Annotated in this window: 22 protein-coding genes; 21 read left to right on the top strand and 1 reads right to left on the bottom strand. The window is 33.2% G+C overall.

What is annotated here, in order from left to right:
* The first annotated feature begins 35 nt into the window (after positions 1-35).
* The 5 genes from ACZ446_RS11865 to ACZ446_RS11845 all read left to right on the top strand — a co-directional run bounded on the left by ACZ446_RS11865 (position 36) and on the right by ACZ446_RS11845 (position 5431).
* On the top strand, positions 36-1193 hold the full coding sequence (locus tag ACZ446_RS11865) for a DUF6765 family protein (RefSeq protein ID WP_464392764.1): 1158 nt from the start codon (positions 36-38) through the stop codon (positions 1191-1193).
* Between the two features lie 250 nt (positions 1194-1443).
* Positions 1444-2811: a sugar transferase gene (locus ACZ446_RS11860; protein ID WP_464392763.1), complete on the top strand. Its 1368-nt coding sequence runs from the start codon at positions 1444-1446 to the stop codon at positions 2809-2811.
* A gap of 135 nt (positions 2812-2946) precedes the next feature.
* Entirely contained in the window at positions 2947-3345 is a 399-nt protein-coding gene (locus ACZ446_RS11855; RefSeq protein ID WP_464392762.1) for a hypothetical protein, read from the top strand.
* Between the two features lie 95 nt (positions 3346-3440).
* Positions 3441-4832: an SLC13 family permease gene (locus ACZ446_RS11850; protein WP_464392761.1), complete on the top strand. Its 1392-nt coding sequence runs from the start codon at positions 3441-3443 to the stop codon at positions 4830-4832.
* Between the two features lie 122 nt (positions 4833-4954).
* A complete protein-coding gene (locus ACZ446_RS11845) occupies positions 4955-5431 on the top strand; it encodes a hypothetical protein (protein WP_464392760.1) in 477 nt (158 codons plus the stop codon).
* 92 nt (positions 5432-5523) lie between these two features.
* On the opposite strand, the gene ACZ446_RS11840 is transcribed toward ACZ446_RS11845, so the two are convergent.
* On the bottom strand, positions 5524-7239 hold the full coding sequence (locus ACZ446_RS11840) for a methyl-accepting chemotaxis protein (protein ID WP_464392759.1): 1716 nt from the start codon (positions 7237-7239) through the stop codon (positions 5524-5526).
* 312 nt (positions 7240-7551) lie between these two features.
* On the opposite strand from ACZ446_RS11840, the gene ACZ446_RS11835 reads away from it, so the two are divergent.
* The 16 genes from ACZ446_RS11835 to ACZ446_RS11760 all read left to right on the top strand — a co-directional run bounded on the left by ACZ446_RS11835 (position 7552) and on the right by ACZ446_RS11760 (position 25916).
* Positions 7552-8112, top strand: a complete 561-nt coding sequence (locus tag ACZ446_RS11835; protein WP_464392758.1) for a hypothetical protein — start codon at positions 7552-7554, stop codon at positions 8110-8112.
* Positions 8113-8260: 148 nt separating this feature from the next.
* Entirely contained in the window at positions 8261-9214 is a 954-nt protein-coding gene (locus tag ACZ446_RS11830; protein WP_464392757.1) for a YbaY family lipoprotein, read from the top strand.
* 31 nt (positions 9215-9245) lie between these two features.
* Positions 9246-10154: an NAD-dependent epimerase/dehydratase family protein gene (locus ACZ446_RS11825; protein WP_464392756.1), complete on the top strand. Its 909-nt coding sequence runs from the start codon at positions 9246-9248 to the stop codon at positions 10152-10154.
* Positions 10155-10562: 408 nt separating this feature from the next.
* The gene (locus ACZ446_RS11820) at positions 10563-11813 is read left to right on the top strand and encodes an ABC transporter substrate-binding protein (RefSeq protein WP_464392755.1); all 1251 of its coding nucleotides are present in this window, start codon (positions 10563-10565) and stop codon (positions 11811-11813) included.
* A 52-nt stretch (positions 11814-11865) separates the two neighbouring features.
* Positions 11866-12741, top strand: coding sequence for a carbohydrate ABC transporter permease (locus ACZ446_RS11815; RefSeq protein ID WP_464392754.1), 876 nt, complete (start codon positions 11866-11868; stop codon positions 12739-12741).
* 10 nt (positions 12742-12751) lie between these two features.
* A complete protein-coding gene (locus tag ACZ446_RS11810; protein WP_464392753.1) occupies positions 12752-13330 on the top strand; it encodes a carbohydrate ABC transporter permease in 579 nt (192 codons plus the stop codon).
* Positions 13273-13602, top strand: a complete 330-nt coding sequence (locus ACZ446_RS11805; protein ID WP_464394403.1) for an ABC transporter permease subunit — start codon at positions 13273-13275, stop codon at positions 13600-13602. Before ACZ446_RS11810 ends, ACZ446_RS11805 begins: the two co-directional genes overlap by 58 nt.
* A complete protein-coding gene (locus ACZ446_RS11800) occupies positions 13599-16148 on the top strand; it encodes a phosphodiester glycosidase family protein (protein ID WP_464392752.1) in 2550 nt (849 codons plus the stop codon). Before ACZ446_RS11805 ends, ACZ446_RS11800 begins: the two co-directional genes overlap by 4 nt.
* Before the next feature lie 48 nt (positions 16149-16196).
* Positions 16197-17222: a LacI family DNA-binding transcriptional regulator gene (locus tag ACZ446_RS11795; protein WP_464392751.1), complete on the top strand. Its 1026-nt coding sequence runs from the start codon at positions 16197-16199 to the stop codon at positions 17220-17222.
* A gap of 5 nt (positions 17223-17227) precedes the next feature.
* Positions 17228-18433 carry a hypothetical protein gene (locus ACZ446_RS11790; protein WP_464392750.1) on the top strand — a complete coding sequence of 402 codons (1206 nt, stop codon included), beginning with the start codon at positions 17228-17230 and terminating at the stop codon, positions 18431-18433.
* Between the two features lie 255 nt (positions 18434-18688).
* Positions 18689-19822 (top strand): ROK family transcriptional regulator, encoded by a 1134-nt coding sequence (locus ACZ446_RS11785; protein ID WP_464392749.1) that lies wholly within the window; start codon positions 18689-18691, stop codon positions 19820-19822.
* Between the two features lie 4 nt (positions 19823-19826).
* Positions 19827-21365 (top strand): phosphodiester glycosidase family protein, encoded by a 1539-nt coding sequence (locus ACZ446_RS11780; protein ID WP_464392748.1) that lies wholly within the window; start codon positions 19827-19829, stop codon positions 21363-21365.
* 10 nt (positions 21366-21375) lie between these two features.
* Positions 21376-22686 carry an ABC transporter substrate-binding protein gene (locus ACZ446_RS11775; RefSeq protein WP_464392747.1) on the top strand — a complete coding sequence of 437 codons (1311 nt, stop codon included), beginning with the start codon at positions 21376-21378 and terminating at the stop codon, positions 22684-22686.
* A 64-nt stretch (positions 22687-22750) separates the two neighbouring features.
* The gene (locus tag ACZ446_RS11770) at positions 22751-23626 is read left to right on the top strand and encodes a carbohydrate ABC transporter permease (protein ID WP_464392746.1); all 876 of its coding nucleotides are present in this window, start codon (positions 22751-22753) and stop codon (positions 23624-23626) included.
* A 12-nt stretch (positions 23627-23638) separates the two neighbouring features.
* On the top strand, positions 23639-24472 hold the full coding sequence (locus ACZ446_RS11765; RefSeq protein WP_464392745.1) for a carbohydrate ABC transporter permease: 834 nt from the start codon (positions 23639-23641) through the stop codon (positions 24470-24472).
* A 4-nt stretch (positions 24473-24476) separates the two neighbouring features.
* A complete protein-coding gene (locus ACZ446_RS11760; protein ID WP_464392744.1) occupies positions 24477-25916 on the top strand; it encodes a phosphohexomutase domain-containing protein in 1440 nt (479 codons plus the stop codon).
* Positions 25917-25937: the final 21 nt, after the last annotated feature.

Here is a 25937-nt window from a genome sequence, read left to right as displayed (position 1 = left end):
AATCAATCAAATATACTATACAAGGGTGATTTGAAATGAAAAAAGATGCTCACTTCTATGCTCTGCTGGCCATGGCCCGTTCTGTTGGAATAGAAAAAGAAACTGCCTACAAAATAGCTTATGCTTCTCAGTTTGTTGATGATGCCAAGATAAATAAAATAACTCTCGCTGATGATAATCTTAAGGCGATATTTTCGGGGCTGAAAAAGGATTGCGGCGATTCTGAAAAAATTATTAATGCGGCAACCTGCCATGATTATTTTATAGTTAATACTTTCAATTATGGGGCCATGATTAATAATACAACAGCTTTCCACTTTGTTCCCGGCTGTGATGGTGAAAGTTTTGTGAAAAAGATGCGCTGCAAAAAAGAGTCACCAATTATTATGGATATACTAAAAGCAGCATTAAAAGAAGGAGATCCGATAAAACTGGGAATTACTCTTCATGCTTATGCAGATACTTTTTCACATCAGGGTTTCTCAGGTATTTTAAGTAAGGTCAATGATGTAGAAGAGCTTGCTACTGCCAATAAAATTGAAGAAGATGTTGGACTTAAAGGCTTTGCAAACAAATTATTTGATCAGTTTAAATATGAAACTAAAGATGTATATCTGCCTGCTTATGGACATGGTCAGGTATTTAGTTATCCTGATATGCCATATCTGGACTGGAAATATTGTTTTGACAGCTCCAATGACTTTTCTGAAGAATATAAAACAACGAGAATTAGCAATAAAGAAAGATTTACAGAGGCATTTGGAAAGATTAAAAAACATTTAAAGACTTTTTTAGAGAAAAATTCAGAATATAAAGACGATTCTCCTGTTGAATTAAATGAAAATAAATTTTTTAATAACTTAGTATTAAAAGAAAAAACGGATGCTCGTATTCAAAACTGGAAAAAGTTTATGATCAAAGAAGGACTTTTTGAAGAAGATGATGAGCTTTTAGAATATGATGAGAACCTATGGCTTGAAGAAGCTTTTCAATATTTTATTTCAGAAGATTTTAATGACAGAATTGTAAAGGAAGTTTATCTAGCAGAGGATTTTTTGGATTCCAATTGGTATAAATATTATCAGGGGACTCAGTGGTATAAAAAGCTGTTTTTTGAATCTGCTTTAGATAATGATCTTGTTATTCCTAATGAGTATGTTGATATTGCTGAAATCATTAAAGAAGAGAGATAATTATAGATTTGATAGTTAATTAAAATTATTATTTGATGATTACTCTCACTGGAATTTATTAAATTCTGGTGAGGGATTTTTATTTATATGAAAATGGAGGACTTTAATAATTTTAACTGTGGAAGTTTGAATAGAAAATCCCATAAGCTCTATTTTTGTCGAATTCATTGAATTACCCTGTTATTTAAAGTATAATAAGAGATGAATAAAGATCCAATTTTTGCTTGCTGCTTTACAACAGGGGGATATTATGAAAATTAAAGAATTAATCATGAACACCATCCGTATTATTGGGGATGTTATATTTGTTAATTTAGCTTTTTTACTGGCTTTTAAACTGCGTTTTACCGGAAGTATACCAGCGCAAAATTACAATGACTATTTAAATATTATACCATACATTTCAATATTTTCTGTGCTTTTATTTCAGATGTATAATCTCTACAGTAATCAACTTAAAAGAAGATTGGATGAAGTTTTTTATACTTTTATCCCTGCAACCTTTATAATTGTCCTATTTACAGGTGCAGTTACTTATTTAACTCATTCTTTAGCTTTCCCGCGTTCAGTTTATTTAATATCTTTTCCTACACTTTTTGTGACAATGGTTGCCTGGCGTTATTTAACAATAGCTCTGGAGAGACTTATTTCTAAAAAAGAAGAAATTATTATTGTAGGCCGGGGAGAAAACACAGCGAAATTGATTAAAAACATAGTTCATTCAATGCACAAAAGCTATAACATTAAATATGTAATAATAGATGATCCTGGTTACCTTAAAGATTTAAATTATGTAGATTTTGATCTTTTCACTGACTTTAATAATTTAGAGGATAAATTAATGAAGATGGAAGCAGATATAGTATTTGTAGCTTCTAACCTAAATGAAGCGGAAAAAAAAGATGCTTTTTATGCAGCCTTGGAGAAAGACTGGGAAGTTTCACTAGTGCCTGAGTTTTATGAGATTATGCTTTCCGGTTCAAGGCTGGAACAGATTGGAGAAATGCCCGTTTTTGAGATTGTTCCACCTCACAATTCTATAGGTTTTTTCTTTAAGCGTTTAACAGACATTTCTCTAGCTTTAATTGGTCTAATTTTAAGTTTACCCCTAACCTTGCCAGCTGCAATAGCAGTAAAGCTTGAAAGCAGAGGCCCTCTCTTTTTTACTCAGGAGCGAGTCAGCCGTCGGGGAGAAAAATTTGAAGTCTATAAATTTAGAACAATGGTTAATAATGCAGAGGAAAATACTGGACCTGTTCTGGCTCAAAAAAATGACAGCAGAGTAACGAAAATAGGCAAAATTCTGAGAAAAACCAGAATTGATGAGATTCCACAGTTGATAAATGTTTTAAAAGGAGATATGAGTTTGGTTGGCCCGCGACCGGAAAGGCCACACTTTGTAGGGCAGTTTGAAAAAGAATTACCTCATTATAAGTACCGCCACTTTATAAAAACAGGGATTACAGGTTTAGCTCAGGTTTATGGTTATTATGATACAGATGCTGAAGATAAGCTGCGAATGGATCTCTTATATGCGAATAAGCGGTCATTTGTCTTTGACTTAAAGATTTTACTGGAGACTTTGAAGGTTATTTTTATGGGACATAAGGCAAATTAAGATTGATAAATTATATTAATCTCCAATTTTCTTGCTAATTAAACTTCATAGTAATATAATAAATCTAGTAGATAATTAGTTTAAATAGATTTTTAAAGTTCATGGAAAACAGGTAGGAAGGAGAGTGAAAATGAGGTGGCTGAAGAGAAAACATTAAACTTAATCCTTTCGAAGCTTGAAGATCTTGATGCTAAATCTGACAGGATGGATTCTAAGTTTGATAAATTAGCTGATCGAGTTGCTAAGTTGGATTCTAAATTTACAGCTTTAGATTCGCGAGTGGATGGCCTGGAAGTTAATCTTTCAAACTTTAGAGGTGAATTTAACAGTTTTAAAGATCAAACAACTGAAACACTGTCTCGAATCGAGAAAAGAGTTAATGCAACATTTGACCAGGTTGGAGGTTTGAGCGAATATAGAACTTCAACTGAATCTAAGCTGGATAACATTGAATCTGACATGTCCTATTATGCTCGTAAACAAGTTGAAAATGAAAAAGAAATTTATAAATTAGAACGAAAAGTAGCAAAATAGCTATTATTTATACAGCCTCTCCTGTAAGTGTTTACTTAACTGGAGAGGTTTTTTCTCTATTAGCAGGTCTTAGCTTGTCGAAAGGAAATGATTTTATGTTTAAATATTTTAAACAAACTATTAAATATATAGGAATTATTTTATTTATAATACTTTTAGTAACACCAACCATGGCAGGTTTGACTCCACCTGGACAGAGAGCACTGGCAGTATTTATACTAATTTTAACTTTCTGGGTTAGCCATGTACTGCCTTTATCAGTCACTTCAATCTTAGGAATTGCTTTACTGCCGCTTTTAAATGTTATGAGCATTGAACATACTTTTTCACTTTTTGGCTCTAAAGCAATCTTTTTCATTCTTGGTGCTTTAATCTTAGCCTCAGGTTTATATCAAACAGGACTTGGTTCAAGGTTGGCATTTAAGATAATTTCTTTCAGCGGCAGCAGCCCCCTAAAACTTTTATATGGAATAATGTTTACAGCAGCTTTTTTATCTTTAATTATGCCGGAACATGCCGTTGCAGCTCTGCTTTTTCCTATAGTTTTAGAGATTGCAGTTAGCCTGGACTTAAAACCTCTGGAAAGCAGCTATGGTAAGCTGTTATTCCTAACAATGGCCTGGGGGACAGTAATTGGTGGTATTACAACCTATCTTGGTGGTGCCCGTAACCTCTTAGCAGTCGGCTTATTAGAAAAGCATTACGGAATATCAATTGGTTTTTTTGAATGGATTAAATACAGCTGGCCGCTACCATTTTTACTTTTAATAGTCTTTGCAGTGATCATTACTAAATTTGCTGATATTGATATTAAAAATACTTCTGGTTCTTTAAAAAAGTTAAAAGCTAAATCAGAAGCCATGGGAGATTTATCAGCTTCTGAAAAGAAGTTAATTATTATCTTAGCAGTTGTAATTATTAGCTGGCTTTTCTTTTCCAATCTAATCAACATAGCAGTTACTGCTCTTTTAGGAGGAGTTTTAATTGTGGCCTTTAAAGTTATTACCTGGGAAGAAGTAGAGGGATATGTAAACTGGGGAGTAATTTTGATGTATGGAGGAGCAATTGTTATTGCCTCTTCACTAGTAGAAACTGGAGTTACCAACTGGATGGCAGCCAGGTTTTTCTCACAGTTAAATATAGCGCCATTTATATTTATTTTACTGCTTGGGATTTTCACTTCTGTTTTAACTGAGGGGGTCAGTAATGTAGCATCTGTGGCTGTGATCTTACCCTTAGCCTTTAGTGCTGCTGAAGCTTACAGCTTGAACCCAATACTGTTGACTCTATCAGTAGCTTTGTCAGGTGGTCTCGCATTTCTATTACCAATGGGTACACCACCAAATGCAATTGCTTTTTCCTCCGGCTATTATGAGATCAAAGATGCCTTAAAATGGGGTCTAATGCTTAAAATAATTGGCTGGCTAATATATATTTTAGTTGCCAGATTTTACTGGCCGCTGATTGATCTTGAAATTTTCGTCTAGTATTGCTTTAAAAAAATAAGAACGAGGCATATAATAGTCTTAAATGAATAATTTGATCTAATTTTACAATTTAAAATTCTAAACTTCAAATACAGTTTTCATAACTTGTGGGGGATAAACTAATGAAAAAATATATGCTGATTTTATTCAGTTATGGTGGCTTAAAGCAGATAAACAAACATGTAAAAAACAAACTCAAACCAGAGGATAAACTTTTTGTCAGGGCGGTTAAGTTGGAGAAAGTACCAAAACTTTCAGAACATCTAATATCTGAAGTTGGTGTCTTGGGGAGAAAAGTTGTTAATGATTTAGAAGAATCTGTTGTTGATAATTACTATGATAATGCGAAAAATTATATGAAAGAAATAAAAAGAATGGCAGTAGAAAATGGTTTTGAGCTGGATGAGAAACTCATTGACCATAATAATTTAGAAAAGCTAAAAGATGAGATTAAACAGTCTGATTTTGATGAAATAGTAATTAATTTTTCTCAGAACGAATTTGCTTCTGATCAGCTGGAAGAGGAAAATGTTAAGTCATGGCTAAAAAAATTGAAACTGTCACAGGATATTTTTTATGACGGCAGGAAAAGAAAGTAATAAATAAGAACAAAAATAGGGGCAGCAGTTGAGCTGTCCCTATTTTAAATCTGTTTGGCATGAATATTTGCTTGTTTTTTATTATCAATATTTTAGTTATTTTTTATTTTAAATTGTTTAACAAGTTGAGAAAGCGTGTTTGCAGTATCAGCAAGGCTTTCTGAAGCCTGAGCAATAAATTTAGTCGATTTAGACTGCTCTTCACCTGCAGCAGCCACATTTTCTGCATTATGTGCGGCTTCTTCACTGACAACAGCTATTTCTTGAACAGCACCTTTAGCAACTTCACTGTTTTCATTCATCTGCTGACTTTGTTTTTCAATCTCATGGATTAAGTGATCAAGATTTTCAGCTGCTTTAATTATTTTTGTGAAAAGTGCTGCTGTAGTATTAATTTCATCAACACTTTTTTCAACTTTAGCTTCATTTTCGCTCATTTTAGTGACCGTATTTTTCACATCTTTTTGAATAGAAACAATTAAGCTGGATATATCTTCAGTGGCAGAGGCAGATTGTTCTGCTAGTTCTCGTATTTCATCAGCTACAACTGAAAAACCTCTTCCTGCTTCACCTGCTCTAGCAGCTTCAATAGCTGCATTTAAAGCCAGCAAATTTGTTTGAGCAGCAATGCTGCTAATTAGATTAACTATTTCACCAATTTTTTCTGAAGATTTACCCAGAGAATCAATGACAAGTGAAGTTGAGCGAGTATTTTCACTTACTTCTTTAAAACTTTGTTCAGAGTTTTTTAAAGCCTGATTACCATCTTTAATATTTTCCATTACATTTTTTGATTGTCCTGCCATAGCCTCACTATTATATGACACTTGATCAATATTATCTGCTAGAGTATCAATTATAGAGGAAACTTCTTCAACTTGTGCTGACTGTTCTTCTGAACCGGAAGCGATTTGCTGTATTGAATTACCAATTTCATCAGCTGAAGCTGATAATTCTTCTCCGGTAGCAGTTAAATCTTGACTAGAATTACTTAACTCATCTACTGTATCATCAATCCCCAACATTACATTCTTTAAACTTTCTATCATTTTTGAAAAAGAGTTGGCCAGATTTCCAATTTCGTCTTCTTTTTTTAAATATTTATCTTTAATGTTTATTATTAAATTTCCTTTAGCTATTTCTTCTGCGTATGAACTTAAATCTTTAAGAGGTTCTGTCATTTTTAGCACAAAGATAAAGATTAGAAGTGAAAGAATTAAACCAGCAATAAGAGCAAAAAGAGCTGTATTAATTGTAATTCCCCTTACCATCTGGTTAATAAAATCCATTGAAGTTCCTACATACCAGATCCCAATTATTTCGCCCTGAGAATTTCGGATAGGTTGATATGCTGTTTGATAGCGTTTTCCGACTACATTAGCTTCACCATAAAAATTGTTTCCTCGATTTAAAACTACTTCTTTTACTGCCTGAGAAACCTGAGTACCAACAGCTCTACTGCCATTTTTCATAACATTAGTTGCTACTCTGGTATCTTTAGCAAAAATTGTGACTGTGTTTCCCTGGGCCAGTTTTCCTATCCGATCAACAATTTCAAAATTCCCATTCATTAAAGTATTACCTTTATATAATTGATCTCCTCTTAATTCCCAGTCACCGGGGTACTGGAGGTCAATAATCTCATAACCAGCTGCAAGATCAGCTTTAGCCTTCATTGTAGCAGCATTTTTTGCTTCCTGAGTTGAAACCTCTCTTATGCGAAAAATTATGCCTCCTGTCATTAGAATAATACCAGCAATTACGATAAGCAATATTTTGTATTTGATTGATAATTTTCTTATTTTCATAAAATTCCTCCAATTGTATTTAATAGTGTAGTGGTGTTACTCCTATTATCGATAAAATTCGACAAAAATTAAGTTCTTTGACAGGCTATTTTTGACCTTCAGTCACTTTTATCTTGCAGATACTTATTTTTATAACAGGATTCTACTCATTACCTTAAAATATTTATTAATATACAAAATTCTTACCTCAATTGTTAAAGTATGCGGCAGTAGAAATCAAAATAATGCTGTCTTAGTAAAGAAAATTAAGTTTGCTAACTACAAGCAAAATGCGTTATACTATAAGTACATGGAAAATAGGGAGAAGGGCAGGTGAATCAGATGCCAGATGCTAATATTTTAGAAACACTTGTTAGTCGTTTTGATCAGCTGGATAAGAGATTAGACAGCAAATTTTCTCAAATCGATAAGCGTTTTGACAAAATCGAAAAAAAGCTTGGTGAGCACGATAAACGCTTTGACCAGATAGACCAAAGGCTTGATGATCACGATAAACGATTTGATCAGATAGAGAAAAGGCTTGATGATCATGATAAACGCTTTGATCAGATAGACAAAAGATTAAATAATATTGAACTGAAACTAGATAATCACGATAAACGATTAAATAATATTGAAATGAAATTAACTGAGCATGATCAACGATTTGATAAGTTGGATAATATTCTTGCAGAACAGGATATTAAATTATTTAATATCAATAAAACATTAAAAAAACACAGTGATCAATTTGAGGAACTGAATTATACAATTGATAAGATTCACTATCAAACTGCTCGTCTAAGCCTTGAACAGGGAAAACTGGCAGTGAAAATTGATCAGCTAAAAAGCTCAGCGGCTGAAAAGCCTGATAAAAAAATTAACAGTATCTAAAGTTTAATAAAAAAATTAATGAATTTAAAGATGAAACAAATGAAAAATTAGCCCGAATAGAGAAAAGAACTAATTTAAAGGCCTCTCCTGGAATTGAAATTGGAGGGGCTTTTATCTAGCACAGATTTAAAAAGAAAGGTTGATAATAATGGGAATTATAAAAGAGTTTCAAGAAAATTGGAAACATCTATTTTTGAGTATTTTGATAGCCATATTTTTAATTTCATTCAGTAATGCTCAGGCTGCAGCAGCAGATTTAAATGTTAACTTGTCATATCGAGAGAGAATAGCATTAGGGCCTGGGGCTGAAGCTAGAATAATGCTTGTTGACCAGACAGCTTCAGAAGAAAATTTAATTATTATTGAACAGAGACAAAGCCTTGAGCGTGGGCTTCCGGTAAATTTCAAGCTTAAGTTAGAAGCCGAGCAGCTGGAGTCAGCTCAAAATTATCAGCTTTTAGGAATTATTAAATGGGAGCAGGATATGATCTGGACAGCAGTTGAAAACTTCAATGGTCAGGAGCTGCTGCAGCAAAAAGAAATTAATTTACTGAGCCGCAGAATTCCTGCCAGAATACTTAGTTTCAGAGGCGAAAAGAACTTTCAGGTTAGATTTTTAGATTCGATGGCTCAATTAATTATCGACGAACAGGAATTTATTCTGCCACAACAGCGAACTGCCTCCGGGGCCAAATTTGCCAATTCTAAATTAAGCATCTGGAATAAGGGCAGAGATATTTATTTAGAAAAGGACGGCCAGAGTTATAAGGCGTCACTCATTTCTTTAGCCGATTTTAATCCTGCTCAGGATCTAATAATAGCCAGAGGACAGGAACCACCCTGGCAGTTGGAGATTAATCAGAATAGATTAAAACTAAATTATGGTTATTTATCGAATCAGATCAATATTGCCCGTCAGAATTTAGAAGTTATAGAAAAAGATAATTATCTTTTGTACCAGGTCCAGACGTCATTTTTAAATTTCGAAATTAAACTTTTAGAGGATATTCATCATGATTCAATGAATGGTAAAATTTATCCTTTTACAGCCTTTATTAAAATAAATGACGAGAAATATATTGGCGGAGCAGACCTGAAATAATTAGCTAATGAATTTAACAGGAGTTGAAAATATGCAGATTTTAGTTACCGGAGGAGCTGGTTTTATAGGCTCCAATATAGTAGATGCTTTAATCAAAAAAGATTACCAGGTTATTATCGCTGATAACCTAAGCTCAGGCAAAAAAGAGAACCTAAATCAGCAGGCCAAATTTTATGAAGTGGATATTCAAACAGATGCTCTAGCAGAAGTTTTTGCTGAAAATGAAATTACCCATGTGATTCATCATGCAGCTCAGATAGATGTTCAGCATTCAATTGATGACCCCTTGTTTGATGCTCAGAACAATATTTTAGGGACAATTAAGCTGCTCGAAAACTGCCGTAAATATGGAGTTGAAAAAATAATATATGCCTCATCAGCTGCAGTTTATGGTGAACCTGAATACTTACCTATTGATGAAAAACATCCAATTAAGGCAATGTCACCTTATGGAATCAGCAAACACACTCCAGAACATTATATCAAGATGTACAGCGAACTTTATAATCTTAAATACACAATTTTCCGTTATGCCAATGTCTACGGACCCCGCCAGGATCCAAAAGGAGAAGGGGGAGTTGTTTCCATTTTTGTAGATCTGATGCTGGGTCAAAAAAGACCCCGTATCTTTGGGGATGGCCAGCAGACCAGGGACTTTATTCATGTTTATGACATTGTGAAAGCAAATCTCTCAGCCTTAGAAAAGGGTGATAATGAGCTGATGAATATTTCAACTGCCAGCCAGGATAGTGTCAATGACTTAGTTGATAATTTAAATCAGATCTCAAATTACAGGCTGGAGCCAATCTATGAAGAAGCCCGTGCCGGTGATATTCTCCATTCTTCTTTGGACAACTCAAGGGCCAAAGAGATTCTCGCTTGGAGTCCCGACTATGATTTTAAGTCTGGTCTCAAACAGACTGCAGAATATTACAATTAAAATTATTGTCCTGGAGCTTAGTTTTAACCTAAATGAAGTGATCTTTAATTTTTCAGTCAAAATGCTGAAGAATAATCAGATTTGATCAAGGGTATCAGTAAAAATTGATATAATTTAATCATTAGTTTATAAGAATAAAGTATGTGCTGATACTTTGGTTATTCTGGTCATTATATATTTAAAGCATAGTAGTATCGTTAAAATTTTAAAATAAAGCAGAAAAAAATATATAAATTCAACTATTAAATAATAATTGCAAATCTAAATTTTCTGAATTTGACAAAAATTATAAAATGTGTAATAATATAAATAAGTTTTTAAATATTAATGCTAACGATGGCATAAAAAACAAGGTAAGGAGGTTATTTTTTTGTTCATTTTGCCAACGATAGCAAAAAGGGGGAAAAAATGAAAAAAAATATTGTTTTACTTACATTTTTACTTATTGTTTTAGTTTCTATTTCTGTAGGTGCTGAAGATATAGTTTTAAATTATTACTCTCATGGTGTAGAAAATGGTACCAGGTTAGATATTATTGAAGAGTTTGAAGCAACACATCCTGGAATAAAAGTAAATTTAGTAGAGTTACCCCAGGATACAAATAAAAAATTGCAGATGATAAATACTATTTTACAGTCTCGAGATAATTCAATGGATATTTTTGATTCTGATGTTACATGGCCGCCAATTTTTGCTGCTGCTGGTTGGGTAGAGCCTTTAGATGAATATTTATCTGAAGATGAAATGGATTATTTTCTGCCTGGGCCAGTTGGAGCAGTAACATATATGGGTAAATTATGGGGAGTTCCTTATCGTACAGATGCCGGGATGCTCTATTATAGAAAAGACCTCTTAGATAAGTATGATCGAGAGGTACCGAAAACATGGGATGATTTAGTTGAGACTTCCAAATATATTATGGATAGAGAAGAAGGAATGAAAGGACATGCAGGTTCCTGGGCTCAATATGAAGGTTTAACCTGTAATTTGATGGAATTTGTCTGGAGTTATGGAGGGAAAGTATTTAATGAAGATGGAGAAGTGGTCTATAATAGTTCTGAGACAGTCGAAGCTGTTTCAACAATGACTGATATGATCAACAAGGACAATATTATGCCTGATGGTATAGTCAATTTTTATAGTGGCGATGCAAGAGCACCTTTTTTCTCTGGTAAACTTGTATTTTTAAGAGATTGGCCAAGCGGATGGCGTAAATCTCAAGATCCTGATAACTCTCAAGTTGTTGGAAAAGTTGGAATAGCATCTCTTCCAATGGGTAGTCCTGACCAAAGAAGTTATTCTACTTTAGGTGGTTGGCAGGTAATGGTTTCTAAATATTCAGATCATAAAGAAGAAGCAGTTGAATTTGCTAAATTTAGAGGTAGTAAGCAAGCGCAAAAGATGGCTGCTTTAGGTTTAAGTCATATTCCTGCTAGAGAATCATTATATTCTGATTCTGATATTTTAGAAAAAATGCCTTTTATTGAAGATATGTTCCCTGCTTTTGTAAGCGCATATCCAAGACCTAAGTCCCCTTATTATGCAGAAGTTTCAAATATTCTGCAGGTGGAAACTCAAAAAGCATTTGTAGAAGATAAAACAGCAGCAGAAGCTGTAAAGGATGCTGACCAAAAGATTAAAGATTTACTGGGGCAATAACTAAAAAATCTGGGGCTATGTTCGCATAGCCCCATTATATGGGGTTGATTGAATGAAGTCTAAAGATAAAATGGGATATTTATTTATTGTTCCTTCTTTAATATTAATTTTTGTTTTAATTTTGTATCCTGTATTTAACACACTATATTTAAGTTTTTTTAATTATCGGGTTCAGACAATGGCCTTAGGAAAAACTTTTGTTGGTTTAAGCAATTTTATTAAGATATTTAATGATGAAACTTTTTTTAAATCATTGAAATTCACCTTGTTCTTCACAATAATAGCAGTAAGTATGGAAACAATAATTGGTATGATTTTTGCTAAAATAATGAATAGAAAACTTCCAGGTCAGGGAATAATCAGGACTTCGGTTTTAATACCTTGGGCTATTCCTACAATAATTTCTGGTTTAATGTGGAAGTTTATGTACAGTCAGCAGTATGGAATAATAAATCATATTTTATTTAAATTACAGTTTATTAAAGAAGCAATTCCCTGGCTAAGTGATTCTTTTGTTGCTGTTATTGCAGTTATTATTGCAGATGTCTGGAAAACTACTCCATATATGTCGCTTTTAATTTTATCCGGTTTACAGACAATTCCGGCTCAGCTTTATGAGGCTGCAGAAATAGATGGGGCAAATAAAAAAGATATTTTCTTTAAAATAACATTACCTCTAATAAAGCCAGTTTTATCTGTAGCAATTTTATTTAGAGTGCTTGCTACTTTTAGAATTTATGATTTAATTGCAGTTTTAACTAGTGGTGGTCCGGCAAATGCTACTCAAAGTTTATCATTGTATACTATTAAAACATATTTTGACTTTGGAAATATTGGTTATGGAGCAGCACTAGCAACTGTGACTTTTGTAATTTCTCTGCTTATTAGTTTATTGTTTTTAGATTCTCTCAAATCAAAATTGGAATAGAGGAGATAAGATGCTAAAATTATCAGACATAAAAAATAACAAGTATTTAATAAATTTCTTATATCTTTTATTTTTTATATTTTTTGTTGGTACAATTGCTTTTCCTTTTATCTGGCAATTTTTAAATTCTTTCAAAACTCAGCGAGATCTTTTTAGTGTGCCACCAACATTCTGGCCAACTGAGTGGACTTTAGAAAATTATGTTGATGCTTTTACCAGACAGCCATTTTTGTTATACATAAAAAATAGTTTTGTAATTGCTATATTGAGCACCTTTCTTTCTATTACAATTGGTAGTCTAGCAAGTTATTCAATATCCAGAACAAATATAAAATTTAAAAAAACATATTTATTATTACTGTTAAGTATTACTCTTTTACCGCCAATTACAATTGTTAACCCTTTATATATGCTTATGAGAAATTTGAATTTACTGAATTCTTATCTGGGTCTTGCAATTGTAAATACAATCTTTGGCCTTCCTCTTGCAGTCTGGTTTTTATCAGGTTTTTTTGATACTATTCCTAAAGAATTAGAGGAAAGTGCATTAATAGATGGGGCAACCATTTTCAAGCTTTTTATAAAATAATTATTCCATTAGTAATTCCAGGAATTTTCACAGTCAGTATTTTAGTTTTTATAGCTGCCTGGAATCAATATTTATTTGCTCAAATTTTAAACCCGCTTCGTATTCGGAGAACAATTACAGTTGGGATAACACTTTATCAAACAGATTATACTATACCCTGGGGAACAATTTCTGCAGCGTCAATTATTGTAACCGTTCCGCTTTTGATTTTAGTATTATTGCTGCAGAGAAAAATCATATCTGGAATGTTAGAAGGTGGAGTAAAAGGATGATTATAGACAAATTTAGCAGTATTCATAATAAAAATTATACAAGTGGTTCTTTTTTGAGAAAAGAGCTAAAAGGCCATTTTCAATTTTATCGTTATAATTACGCTTCTTTAAGTGTAGATGCTGCTAAAGGTAATTTTAAGATAAAAGATACATTAAATGAGGTGTTGTTTTCCAAAAATATAATCAGTAAAAAAGAGTATAGTGCTTTTTATAACTATTTAAAAGATTATTTTCATTCATTTTCAGATCTTGAGAATTTAAGTGATGAAGAAATTTATGGTCAAATTCAAATAAAAAGGTGGAATATTTATCAGAATAAAGCCTTTTCATTTTTAAGAGAGCTTAAAAAAAATAAGTTAAAAAAATATTTTAATAAAGCTCAAAAAATCAATGATCTGGATTCTCTATTAAAATCAACAATCTACTCTGAAATTGAAGCATCAAATAGAGAAAGAAAGAGTCCAATTAATAAAATTGAGAACTTTAAAAAAGAAATTTTAGAAAATGATAAAGATTTGATCTTTCTTGTAGATCATTATACTCAACTACCTTTTTTATTGAAATTGATTTCTGATTATCTAGTTGATGAAAAAAAAGAAACTAAAACAAAGATAAACCTATTATTGAAAAAGAAAAAAACAGTAGATAAAGCAGATTTTAGTGATTGGAAATACCTGATTGATTTTGCTGAAAATAAGATATTGAATAATTTGATTAAGAATGATAGATTTAAGCTTTTATTATATGATGATTACAAACCTGGAATTGACTTATCAAAACTTAAACCAGATTTAAAAGATGTATTTTTAAAAGCAGTAAAAGGACAAAGCCTTGTTGTTGGATTTGGAGAAAGTCTAATGTTTTCTTTAAATCAGTCTAATTTTGATTATTATATTTTAGCTGCAGTAAAATCAATTAGAGCACAGCGTTATACCAATCTTTACCATGATTCTTCTGCTAAGATTCCTTTTGTTGCTGCCAAAGTTTTTGCAGGAGAAATAGCAGCTTTAAATTTTTCGGGAGTAGAATTGATAGATAAAAGTTTATATCATTATGATTATTTATTTGATAAAATAGGAAGACATAAAGAGCAAAGTATAAGTCAAATATGTCCAGAAATTAAATTCAATTTTTATTCGACTACTTTTTTAGATGCAGATTTAACAGAGTTTAAAGTTGATAGAAAAAAAGATTTATCAAATATTGAAAGTATAAAACAGGCGAAATTCAAAGAAATAATTGAAAATGACAATAATTTAACTTATTTGAGTTCTTACTATAACTTAGAAGACTTTACTAAATTTAATTCTGTTAATAATTTAATAAAAGTTGAAGAACCACTTATTTTTAATAGTATTATATTTAAAAATTCAAAAAAAATAAAACTTAAACCTTTTTTGGCTAAAAATACTAATAGAGGAATAGTTTCAGCTAGGAAATTAGTTGCAAAATCAAGTCAACCTGAAAATTCAGCTTTCTATAACAATTTTTTGTATTTTCTTACCGATAAGTTGATTTCCGATTATAATGAACTACGAAAAGAATATCCTTTAGAACAGCTTAATTTAGATAATATATTTTTGGGGTATTATCTGCAAAATTATAAGGAAAGGAAAGAAAGTTTTCCTCTTTATAATAAAGGTTTTATGGCTTATAGCAACTCAGGTGAAATTATTTTTGGAAATAGGAGTCTTGGAGCCGGTAGTTTAGAGATTAATGGTCATAAAATTTCCTGGACAAAAGAACAAGTTAATTCTTTAAAGAACTATTTTGAGTTTGTTATATATACTCCAATGCTTGAAAATGAGTCCTTAGCTGAAAAAAATATTAATTTTCGTGATTATAAGTATTTTATTGGAAGAGATAGGTTGAATCTAGTTATAATTGATAATAAAATTGTAGTAGTAAAAAAAGGAGAACTCATAATGCCCAGTATAGGAGTTGTCCTTTCTTTTGCAGGAGAAATGGAAGCTGAAATTAGAAAAATATTAAAATTACAGGAAATTAAAGATCAATATTATGAAATTGATGAATATAATTTAAATATAAAACTTGCTTCTCCGCCTGAAATAATTAATAATTATTGGGAAGATATAGCTTGGGCTTATGGAGGAGGGACTATTTTAGTTAAAAATGGAGATAACCTTGTTGAAACAAGAGAAAGTCAGATAAAAAACTTTAAAGTTGAGGGATGGTTCCATCCTCTTTCTAAAAAAACCCAGGAAACCCAGCTTCAAGAATGGGAAAGAGGTCCAAGAACAGTAATTGGAACTACCAAAGATAATAAATTTTTTGTTGCAACTTTTTCCGGCAGAACTCGTTTAAGTTGTGGTGCTAACTTTGCTGAAGTAGTAAAAGTTTTAAATAAAGAAATTAAAAACTTAAGCTGGGTAATGAATCTTGATGGTGGAGCATCTAGCTGTTTAGCTTTAATTTATAAAAATGAGTTTTTTGAACTAAACTATCCAGCAGTTTCAAATTATACGGCTGCTGGAATGGTCAGACCTGTCAATTCAATGCTTTTTATAGAAAAAGATAATAGATAACTTAAACAGCAAAGATGGTCTATTTAACTAAAAAAGGAGTTTTTTAAAATGAAACAAGATAAATATACTGTTAAGGATATAGCAAAAATGTCAGGGTTTTCTGTTAGGACAGTATCTAGGGTAATCAATGATAAACCACATGTAAAAGATGAAACAAGAAAAAAGATAAAAAAAATATTAAAAGAAACTGGTTTTCAAACAAATATTTTTGCAAAAAATCTAAGAAAAAGAGATATGAAAAATATTATGATTGTTATCGAAAAACAGAAAAAAATATATCCCGGTCAGTGGTATACAAATATCTTACAGAAAATGATTAATACTGCTTCCAGTAGGGGTTATAATGTTTTTATGAAAGAATATGTGCCTGAAAAAGCTGAAGAAGAATCTGAGGGTTTTAAACTTTTGAGATCAGGTTTTGTGGATGCTGCTGTAGTCTTTAATATCAGAGAAAATGATGAAAAAGTAAAAATGTTAAAAGAATTGAATATGCCTTTTGTTACTATTGGTAAACCAGTTGAATATGATAAAGTTCCTTATGTAGTTAGTGATAATTGGCAGGGTGCCTATCAAGCTGCAGATTATTTAATTAAACAGGGAAATAAAGAATTAGTTTTTATGGTTGGTAGTAAAAAATATACGATAAATAAAGATAGAATAGCCGGATTTAAAGCTGCACTAAAAGATAATAACATTAATTTTAGATCTGATATGATTTATGAAGATATAAGGTCATTTAAGGATAGTTACAATTTAGCAAATAAATTAATTGCTGAGAATAAAGTTCCAGAAGCTATTTTTATTTCTGGTGATGAAAAATCTTTTGGTGTTTTAAAAGCTTTAAATAAAAATAATTTTAAGGTTCCAGCTGAAGTTTCAATTATAGGTTTTGATAATATCCCGATTTCCGAATATTCTATTCCTGCCTTAACTACTATAGAACAGCAGGCAGACAAAATTGTTCAGGAAACTGTAAATATTTTAATGAGTATTTTAAATAATAGTGATCAACAGTATGAAATGCAGAAAGTTATTCCAACTAAATTAGTAATAAGAGATTCAACAGGGAGGTAATAGTATTGAAATTGGCAATGGTTATTAATGTTTATATTAATACAAAAATAAATAAAAAAAATAAATTTGATCATCCTACAGATTTTGATAATTTTGAGAGTGAAAATACTTTTGCTAAAACTATTGAAAGTATTAATAAACTTAAAAAAACTAAAGATGACTTAACCATATATATATTTGCTATAGCAACAGCTGAAGACAGAAGTCATGATCAGCAAATAAAAAAGAAAATGAAAAAGATATTAAAAGAAAGCTGCTATGATTATCACTTGTTTACAAATAGTGATATCAAAAGATTAAACGATTTTACTAAAAGTAAGTTTTTTTCTGTTAATGGGTATCCCGAAATTAGGAATTTGGGTTTAATTATTCCCACTTTGCTTAATGAGGAGATTATTATACAAATCGATGATGATGAATTACTGCGGGAGGAATATTTAATAACTCTTAACAGGATTTTAAAAAATAACCCGGATAAATATCTTTTTACAGCTCCTTACGAAAAAAATGGAACGACTGAAATAAAAAATAAAGACACTTTAAAATCTTGGCGTAAATTTTACTCAATGCAAAAAGACATGAAAAGACTGATGAAAGATCAGAGTTTAAAAGAAACACTTTTCGGTTTTGGAGGAAATATGATTATAAGATCCGAACTTGCCAGAAAATCTTTTTATCCAGCTGCTGTTCCAAGGGGTGAGGATTTTTCTTATCTTTTAGCAAATAGGTTGATATATGAAAATGGTAATCCTAAAGCTGGAATAGAAAGGAAAAATGAAATTTATAAAGCTTATTTTTCTCCTTTAAAAGAACTGACAATAATTCATGAACCTCCTGCTGAAGCCAAGAGTGATTTTATATTTTATTTAGAAAAGAATTTGAAAAGATTTATTATGGAGTGGAATATTTTCACCAATCAGGATAAGTTATCTATTTCAGGATTAAAGAATTTGTCTTATTATTTAGCAGAAATGTTTGGTTATGATGATATTAAAGTTAAATTGTTAGAAATTATAAAAGAAGTAAAAAACAAATATGAGTCTAAAGTAGCCAATGAATTTGAAAAAGAAATACTTGATTTTTATGATAAATTTAATAGAATTAATAGATTTAAATCATACCAAAATGATCAGAAAAAGTATATAAATTTTTTGGGAAATTGGCAGGATACAGATCTTGAAAGAATAATTATTAACTTATCGCAGAAATAAAATTTAGTTTTATACTATAATTTTACTTTTAGATTTAACTTTCACAGATAATTATTTAAAGCCAGTAGAATATGATAGTAAAAACAAACAAGTTTTATAAATAAAAAGATATAACTAACTCTTTTAGAAGCCAGTTTACTGCTGATTCTGAAAGAGTTTTTTTAGTTGTATAAATATTTAAAATATTATTGACAATTGAGATCTAATATAATAAACTTACTTTATAAAGTAAGTTTATTAAGTGGGGTGATTTGAATGGATAAAAAAGATCGGTTAAAATTATTATATAAAAAATTATTAGAAAATGAGTCACTAACTAAAACTGACTTAGCTGATAAGTTAGATTTATCACTGACTGCCATTTCTGATTATATTAATGAGCTGGTGGAATCAGGCTGGATCGTTCCCTGCAAAAAAGCCGATTCAAGTGGAGGCAGGAGAGCAGTTATTTATCAAATTAATCCTCAAAAAAAATATATAATTGCCCTTGATTTAAAAGACAGCCATTTTTATGTTTTTATTTCTGATCTGAAGTGCAACCTCATTAAAAGTAAAATTCACTACCTTGATAACCACAACTTTAAAAATTATATTAATGAAATTGTAGAAGTAGTAGAAGAAATGTTGTGTGATTTAGAAATTGGTATTGAAAGGATATTATCAATAGGAGTCGCTATTTCTGGAATTACTGATTTTGAAAATAAAGTTGTTAATCGCTCCAATCAGCTGGACTGGACAGATCGGCCTCTGGCTGCAACCTTAGAAAAGGAATTTCAGCTGCCGGTTTTTGTCGAAACAGATGTTAGAGTCTATGCCTACAATGAGTTAGAGCCCGATGATAAGAATAACATTACAACAGTCTTATATATCGGTGAGGGTATTGGCCTGGCTTTAATAGTCAGAAATAAGATTCTGCAGGGTTATACAAATCGGGTTGGAGATAACCGCTTTTTTGGGGCAGAACTAAATAAATTGAATTATATTATCCACAATGATGAATATATTAAAGAAATAAATAAGCTCCCTTATTATTCTAAAAACTTTGAACAGCAGAATATTGAAGAACTAAACCAAAAGTATAAAAAATTTATTAGTAAAAACCAGGAAAATCGGCAAGAAATAAATGAGTTTACAGATTATATTGCTTCGATGATGCTTTCTACCATTAATCTTTTAAACCCCAAAAAAGTACTGCTGACAGGTAATGTTTTTGATTATAATGACCTAATCTATAATCAGGTAAAAAAGAAAATATCTGAGGGTAAAATGTACCATTTACCTCAGATCAAAAGAAATAATCACCGTGAAAATCCTTTAGAAAAAGCATTACTTTCATTTTTGATGCATAAATTCTTCGAAATTGATAAATTTGATTTTACAAAGGAGTAGTTAAATGTTTTTTAGAAATGGAATGGATTATCAGCGGCAGAGAATAACTAGAGAAGACGGCAGCTATTACAATCTGGTTGAAATGAAAGTTAAAAATGCCGACTTAATTGACTTTGAAAAGGTAAAAAATGATGATTGGCAGCAAAAATTATTCGATACTGCCCAGATCAGGCTTTTAAAAGCTGCAGAAAGAGGAGTCAAAAAACCAATTGTGATCGTCTGGGCCGCTTTCGACCATCAAATTTCAGCCCAAGAATATCTTCCAGAAATTTTGGATGAGGCAGCCGAAGAGTATCTCAGTTTAAATGCTCTGATTACAGAAAATCTGAGGAAATTAATCAAATCTCAGAACTACTTGATCAAAAATAAGCAGTTAAAGGTGAAAAACACTGATTCTAAAGCGGAAGCTGCGACAGCAAAAATAATTGGGCTTCTGGAAAAAGAAAAGAGGATCAAAATTTATAGCGCAGATTCTGATCTCAGCGATCAGGAAATTTATAACTCTCTTGATTACAGGCGGGATTTGATTGCAGTTGGAGAAATTGCCTTTGCTTCAGATTACAGCCGCCAGCAGAACTATCCCCTCTGTTTTAACTGCAGCTATTTTTTGTTAGAAGAAGCAGACTGGGAGAGTAAATATTCACTTTTGGGTGACCATTACGGCTTATTAATTAGTGATGGGGAAATAGTCAGCCCACCAATCTATAAGCGTTCAGCCCTGCTCAAAGATCAAGATAATAATTGGGAACTAAAAAAAGTATTTCTGACGGATTTAACTATTCAGATCCAAAATAAAAAGTGGGATCTAAGCAAATTTAAGGTCAACCAAAAAGCAGATTTTAGCCTTTACACCCGCCATTATGGAGTTGAAGAGAAAAAGAAGGCAGTGGGGATTACACCAGAGGCAGCTGGAAAAATTGAGCTTGTGATCATTAATAATATTATTGTAGGTGTCAAAAAAGGAGGAGCTGCCGAAATTCCTCAAAATGCCTTTATCCTTTCGATTCCGGCAGCAGAATTCAGCTTTAATTCTCCGCTGCAGAATAAGGTTCAATATAGCTTTAATAATGATCAGCGCTATAGAAGTGCTGTCCAGACCGGTCCTCTTCTTGTCAAAGAAGGAGAGCTGCGGATTGATAATACAAGTCTGAAGAGAGAAGGTTTTTTTGGTAAAAGTTCTGAAGTTGAGCGGGGACAGTTTGAACGAGTAGTCCCAACTGACTATGCTGATGATATAGACCAGACAAGGGCAGCCAGGATGGTGGCAGGAATCAATAACCAAAATGAATTCTGTCTGCTGGCAGTTGAATCTGTGAACACTGGTATGGAAGCTGGTGATGAGTCTTCTGGAGCCACTCTGCAGGAAATGGCAGAATGGGCTCACAAAAGAAATTATAAATATGCTTTGAATTTGGATGGAGGTGGTTCAGCAAATATTCAATATTTATACGGAAGTCTGTTTAAAACAGCAGATCGTCGAGGCTTACCTGGAGTTGTCTATGAGAGAATGATTCCGACAGTAGGTTTCTTATCAAAAACTTAGGGGGATGACAATGCAAAAAAAATTATTAGTTATCAGTTTGACACTATTTTTAGTCTTTAGTTTTGCTGCAGCAGCTTATGCACAGACAACAACTATCCGTTATTTTATGTGGGACCCAGAATTTAAAGATCTGGAACAGGAACTGATTAATCAGTTTGAAGCAGAAAATCCAGATATAGAAGTTGAATTTACAGCCTTAGAACCATCAAACTATTGGCCTAAGATTTCTGCGATGGCATCTGCAGGAGAACTGCCTGATGTTTTTAATATGTCTTCTGGTTATATTGACCAGTGGGCTCAGGATGGTCTTTTGATGAACATCCAGGATCAGGTTGACCAGCTGCCAAAAGACGATTATTTTACCAAAGTTTTTTCTACCCTGCGCTACCCTGATAAAGAAAGCAGTGACATGTATGGGATTCCTTATGCCTGGGTAACTACGGTTTTATACTACAACAAAGATATGTTTGACGAAGCGGGCCTGGACTATCCAAGTGAAGACTGGAGCTGGGAAGATTTCCGCAAAGCAGCAGAGACTTTAACTATCGACAGTAATGATGATGGTATTCCAGAGCGTTATGGTTTTTGGTGGTATGGACGCTACGCCCATGTTGAGCCCTGGATTTATGCCAACGGAGGCCGCATTTTAAACGAAGATAAGACCCGGATCGATGTAGATGCTAAAGCTAAAGAAGCACTGCAGTTTCTGGCAGATTTAAGCAACGAATATAATGTTTCACCACCTAAAAGAGATATAGTAGGTATCAGACAGCAGGATATGTTCCCACTTCAGCAGACAGCTATGTGGGTTGATGGTTCCTGGAATATTGCCCATGTACGTCAGATGGGACAGGGTGCCTTTGATTGGGGTATTGCCAAAGTACCGGCCGGACCTTCAGCTGAGCCGGGAGATTATGAAGCATACGGCTGGCCTGATTCTATAGTTATTTCTAAAGAAAGCAAGCACAAAGAGGCTGCCTGGAAATTAGTTAGATTTTTAATTGGAGAAAATCGTCCTTTAGAATCATATATGGCAGGTAAAGTGCCGATCAATAAGTCGCTTGCTAATTCAGAAGAGTGGCTGCAGACTGACCAGCAGCCTGCTGAAATGGACATCATTTTAGAATTAGGCGAAATGATGGGTAGAACCAGCTTTACTATTGGCTGGGGAGAATGGCGCGGTTATGCTGATACAGGTGGAGCAGGCATGAACGGTGTTCTAGACAGTATTACTAATGGCGAAATGACTGTAGAAGAAGCAGTTGAGTCCTTTACTAAACACGGTAATGAAGTCTTAGAAAGATATTATCCTGAAGAATAGTTTGACTTAGAATTTGAGAAATGGGGAAGTACTTCCCCATTTCTTTTTTAAAGGAGGTACTTTAATGCGTTATAAAAAATCGACACCCTGGCTTTTTTTAATTCCAACTCTGCTGGGTCTGATTTTTTTCAGGTTGGGGCCGATGATTGCAGCTGGCTTGGCCAGTTTTACCCGCTGGAATGTTTTTTCTCCACCAGAATGGATTGGTTTAGCAAACTACAGAGAACTTTTTAGTTCTGATATCTTTCTCCTGATTTTAAAGAATACAATAATCTTTTCTCTAACTTTTGTGCCGGGAGTCATGGTAGTTGCCCTGTTTTTAGCACTTCTGGTCAACAATAAGCTGAAGGGTATGACTTTTTTTAGAGGCCTTTTTTATCTGCCTGTAATCACATCAGTTGTTTCAATTGGTGTTATCTGGAGCTGGATTTTAAGTCCACGTTTCGGCCTTGTTTACCAGCTTTTAAATCAGGTTTTTGGTCTGGCCCGAATCCCTTCACTTTTGGGAGACGCCCGCTATGCCCTTTTTACTCTAATTTTTGTTTATATCTGGAAAATGGCAGGTTATCAGATGATCTTATTTTTAGCTGGACTGCAGAATATTCCTGAAATGTACTACGAGGCAGCTACAATTGATGGAGCCAGCATCTGGCAGAAGTTTCGTTATATTACCCTGCCCCTATTATCACCAACTACTTTTTTTGTCCTTATAATTTCAATTATTATGTCTTTAAAAACTTTTGAGCTGACCTATATCATGACTCAGGGTGGACCAAATTATGCCTCTTCAACTTTAATTTTTAGTATCTATGTTAATGCTTTTAAACACTTTAGAATGGGCTATGCTTCGGCAATGTCCTATGTTCTCTTTATCATTGTAGCAGTCTTTACTTATCTCAACTTTAAATATAAAAAGCGCTGGGTCAACTACAGCGAATAGGAGGTGTTATTGATGAGTACCGGCAGAAAAATTTTACTATACTCTATTTTAATCATTATTTCTCTAACCACAATTTTTCCTTTTTTATGGATGCTTTCTTCTTCCTTTAAAACAATGGGCGAGATTTTTGCTCTAACACCAAGCTTTATTCCTGCCAACTTGTTTCAGGAGGGAATGTGGGATAACTACAAAACCATTTTAAATGAATATAATTTTATTAGATTTATTCTCAACTCTTTTTTAGTAGCCGGCCTGGCAGCCTTAGGTCAGCTGTTCACCTGCAGCCTTGGTGGTTTCGCTTTTGCCAGAATGGAGTTTAGAGGTAAGGAAGTTATTTTTGCTTTAATGCTGGCGACAATGATGATGCCGATTCAGGTTACAATTATTCCGGAATATTTTATCATGCTGCAGCTTGATTGGTATAATACCTATTTACCTTTAATAGTACCTTCAATTTTGATCGGTTCTTTTGGGACTTTTTTATTCCGCAGCACCTTTGAAAACATGCCCTCTTCGATGGAGGAAGCCGCCTTTATCGATGGGGTAAGTGACTGGCAGATGTACTACCGGGTCTTTCTTCCTAATGCCAAGCCATCTCTGGCCTCTTTATTTATTATTGCCTTTATGAACAACTGGAATGCTCTTTTGAGACCTGTAATCTATATTGATAAACCTGAACTTTATACAATAACAATGGGGCTGGCAATGTTTAAAGGAAACTATGGAACTCAATGGCACCTGCTTTTGGCCGGCTCGGTCCTTTCAATTTTACCGATATTACTTGTTTATATGTCGATGCAGAAATATTTTGTTCGTGGAATGTTGACTTCAGGTACAAAGGGGTGATTTAATGATAAAATTTGGTACAGGAGGCTGGCGGGCAATAATTGCCGAAGATTTTACCTTCTATAATGTTAAGCTTGTGGGGAAGGCGATGGCCCGCTATATTAAAGAAAATGATTATAAGCAGAAGGTAGTTGTTGGACATGATTTTCGCTTTTTATCAGGCCGCTTTTCGCGCGCGCTTTCGGAAAGCCTGGTGGAAGAAGGAATTGAGGTAATGTTTATGGAAGAGGCAGCTCCCACACCAATGGTGATGCTGGCAGTTGATGAAAATGAGCTGCAGCTGGGGGCAACAATTACCGCCTCCCATAACTCAGCTGAATACAATGGGATTAAAATATTTGTGGAAGAGGGGAGAGATGCTCCCCAGGAAGTTACCGATCGTCTGGAAGAACTGACTGCAGAAATAGGAGATTATGATTACCACCGCGGCAGTTTTTTCAAGCTGATTGAGGAAGGGGAAATAACATATTATAACAACAAAAATCAGTATATTGATTCTCTGCTTGCGATAATCGATGAAGAATTGATTCAGTCCAAAAATTTCAAAATACTTTTTAACCCGATGTATGGAGTTGCCAAAGATATTATGATGATGTGTCTGGCCTCACTCCGCTGCTATGTAGATACGATGAATGCCTACCGGGATACTATGTTTGGTCTGGATATACCCTCTCCAAACAGGGAACAGCTGGGAGATATGGAGGTTCGGATTGAAAAAGGAAAATATGATTTTGGGCTGGCCACTGATGGTGATTCTGATCGGATGGCCCTGATCGATGAATCCGGTAAATTTGTCGATTATAATGATGTTTTAAAGCTATTATACTATTATTTAAAAGAATACCGAGCCGAAAGTGGAGGTATAGTCCGCAATCTGGCAACAACCCATATTTTAGATAAAATGGCTGAGCATTACGGAGAAGAAGCTTATGAGGTTCCAGTCGGCTTTAAAAATATTTCGCAGAAAATGCAGGAGCACGACCTGCTTTTAGGTGGAGAAAGCAGTGGTGGTCTAAAAATTAGAGGCCATGTCAATGGTAAAGATGGTATCCTGGCTTCACTGCTTGCTGTAGAAATGATGGCCCGAACCGGAAAAAAAATTGGTGAAATTTTAGCTGAGATTGACCAGAAGTTTGGCTACCTCTATTTTTCTTATTCAAATTTCAATTACGATCCTTCTCAGAGAAAAAGGCTGGAGGACTTACTTTTTGAGCAAGAATACCAGCCTGACTTAAGTCAGCTGGCTGCTGAAGGTCTGATTTCAGTTAAAAATTTGGAAAAAGTAAGCTATTTAGATGGAGTTAAATACTACTATGATGATCAGAGCTGGATTTCAATCAGATTTTCGGGAACTGAGCCCCTGCTTAGAATTTATATGGAGATGCAGAATGAAGCAGAGGTTAAGGAAATCTTGAACTTTCTCAAAGCGGATCTAAAAATATGACCAGGGATGGAGGAGCAAAAG

The organism is Halanaerobium sehlinense, from assembly GCF_055379485.1.
Note: the sequence above shows the minus strand (reverse complement) of the source record. Positions and strands in the feature narration are given on the sequence as shown.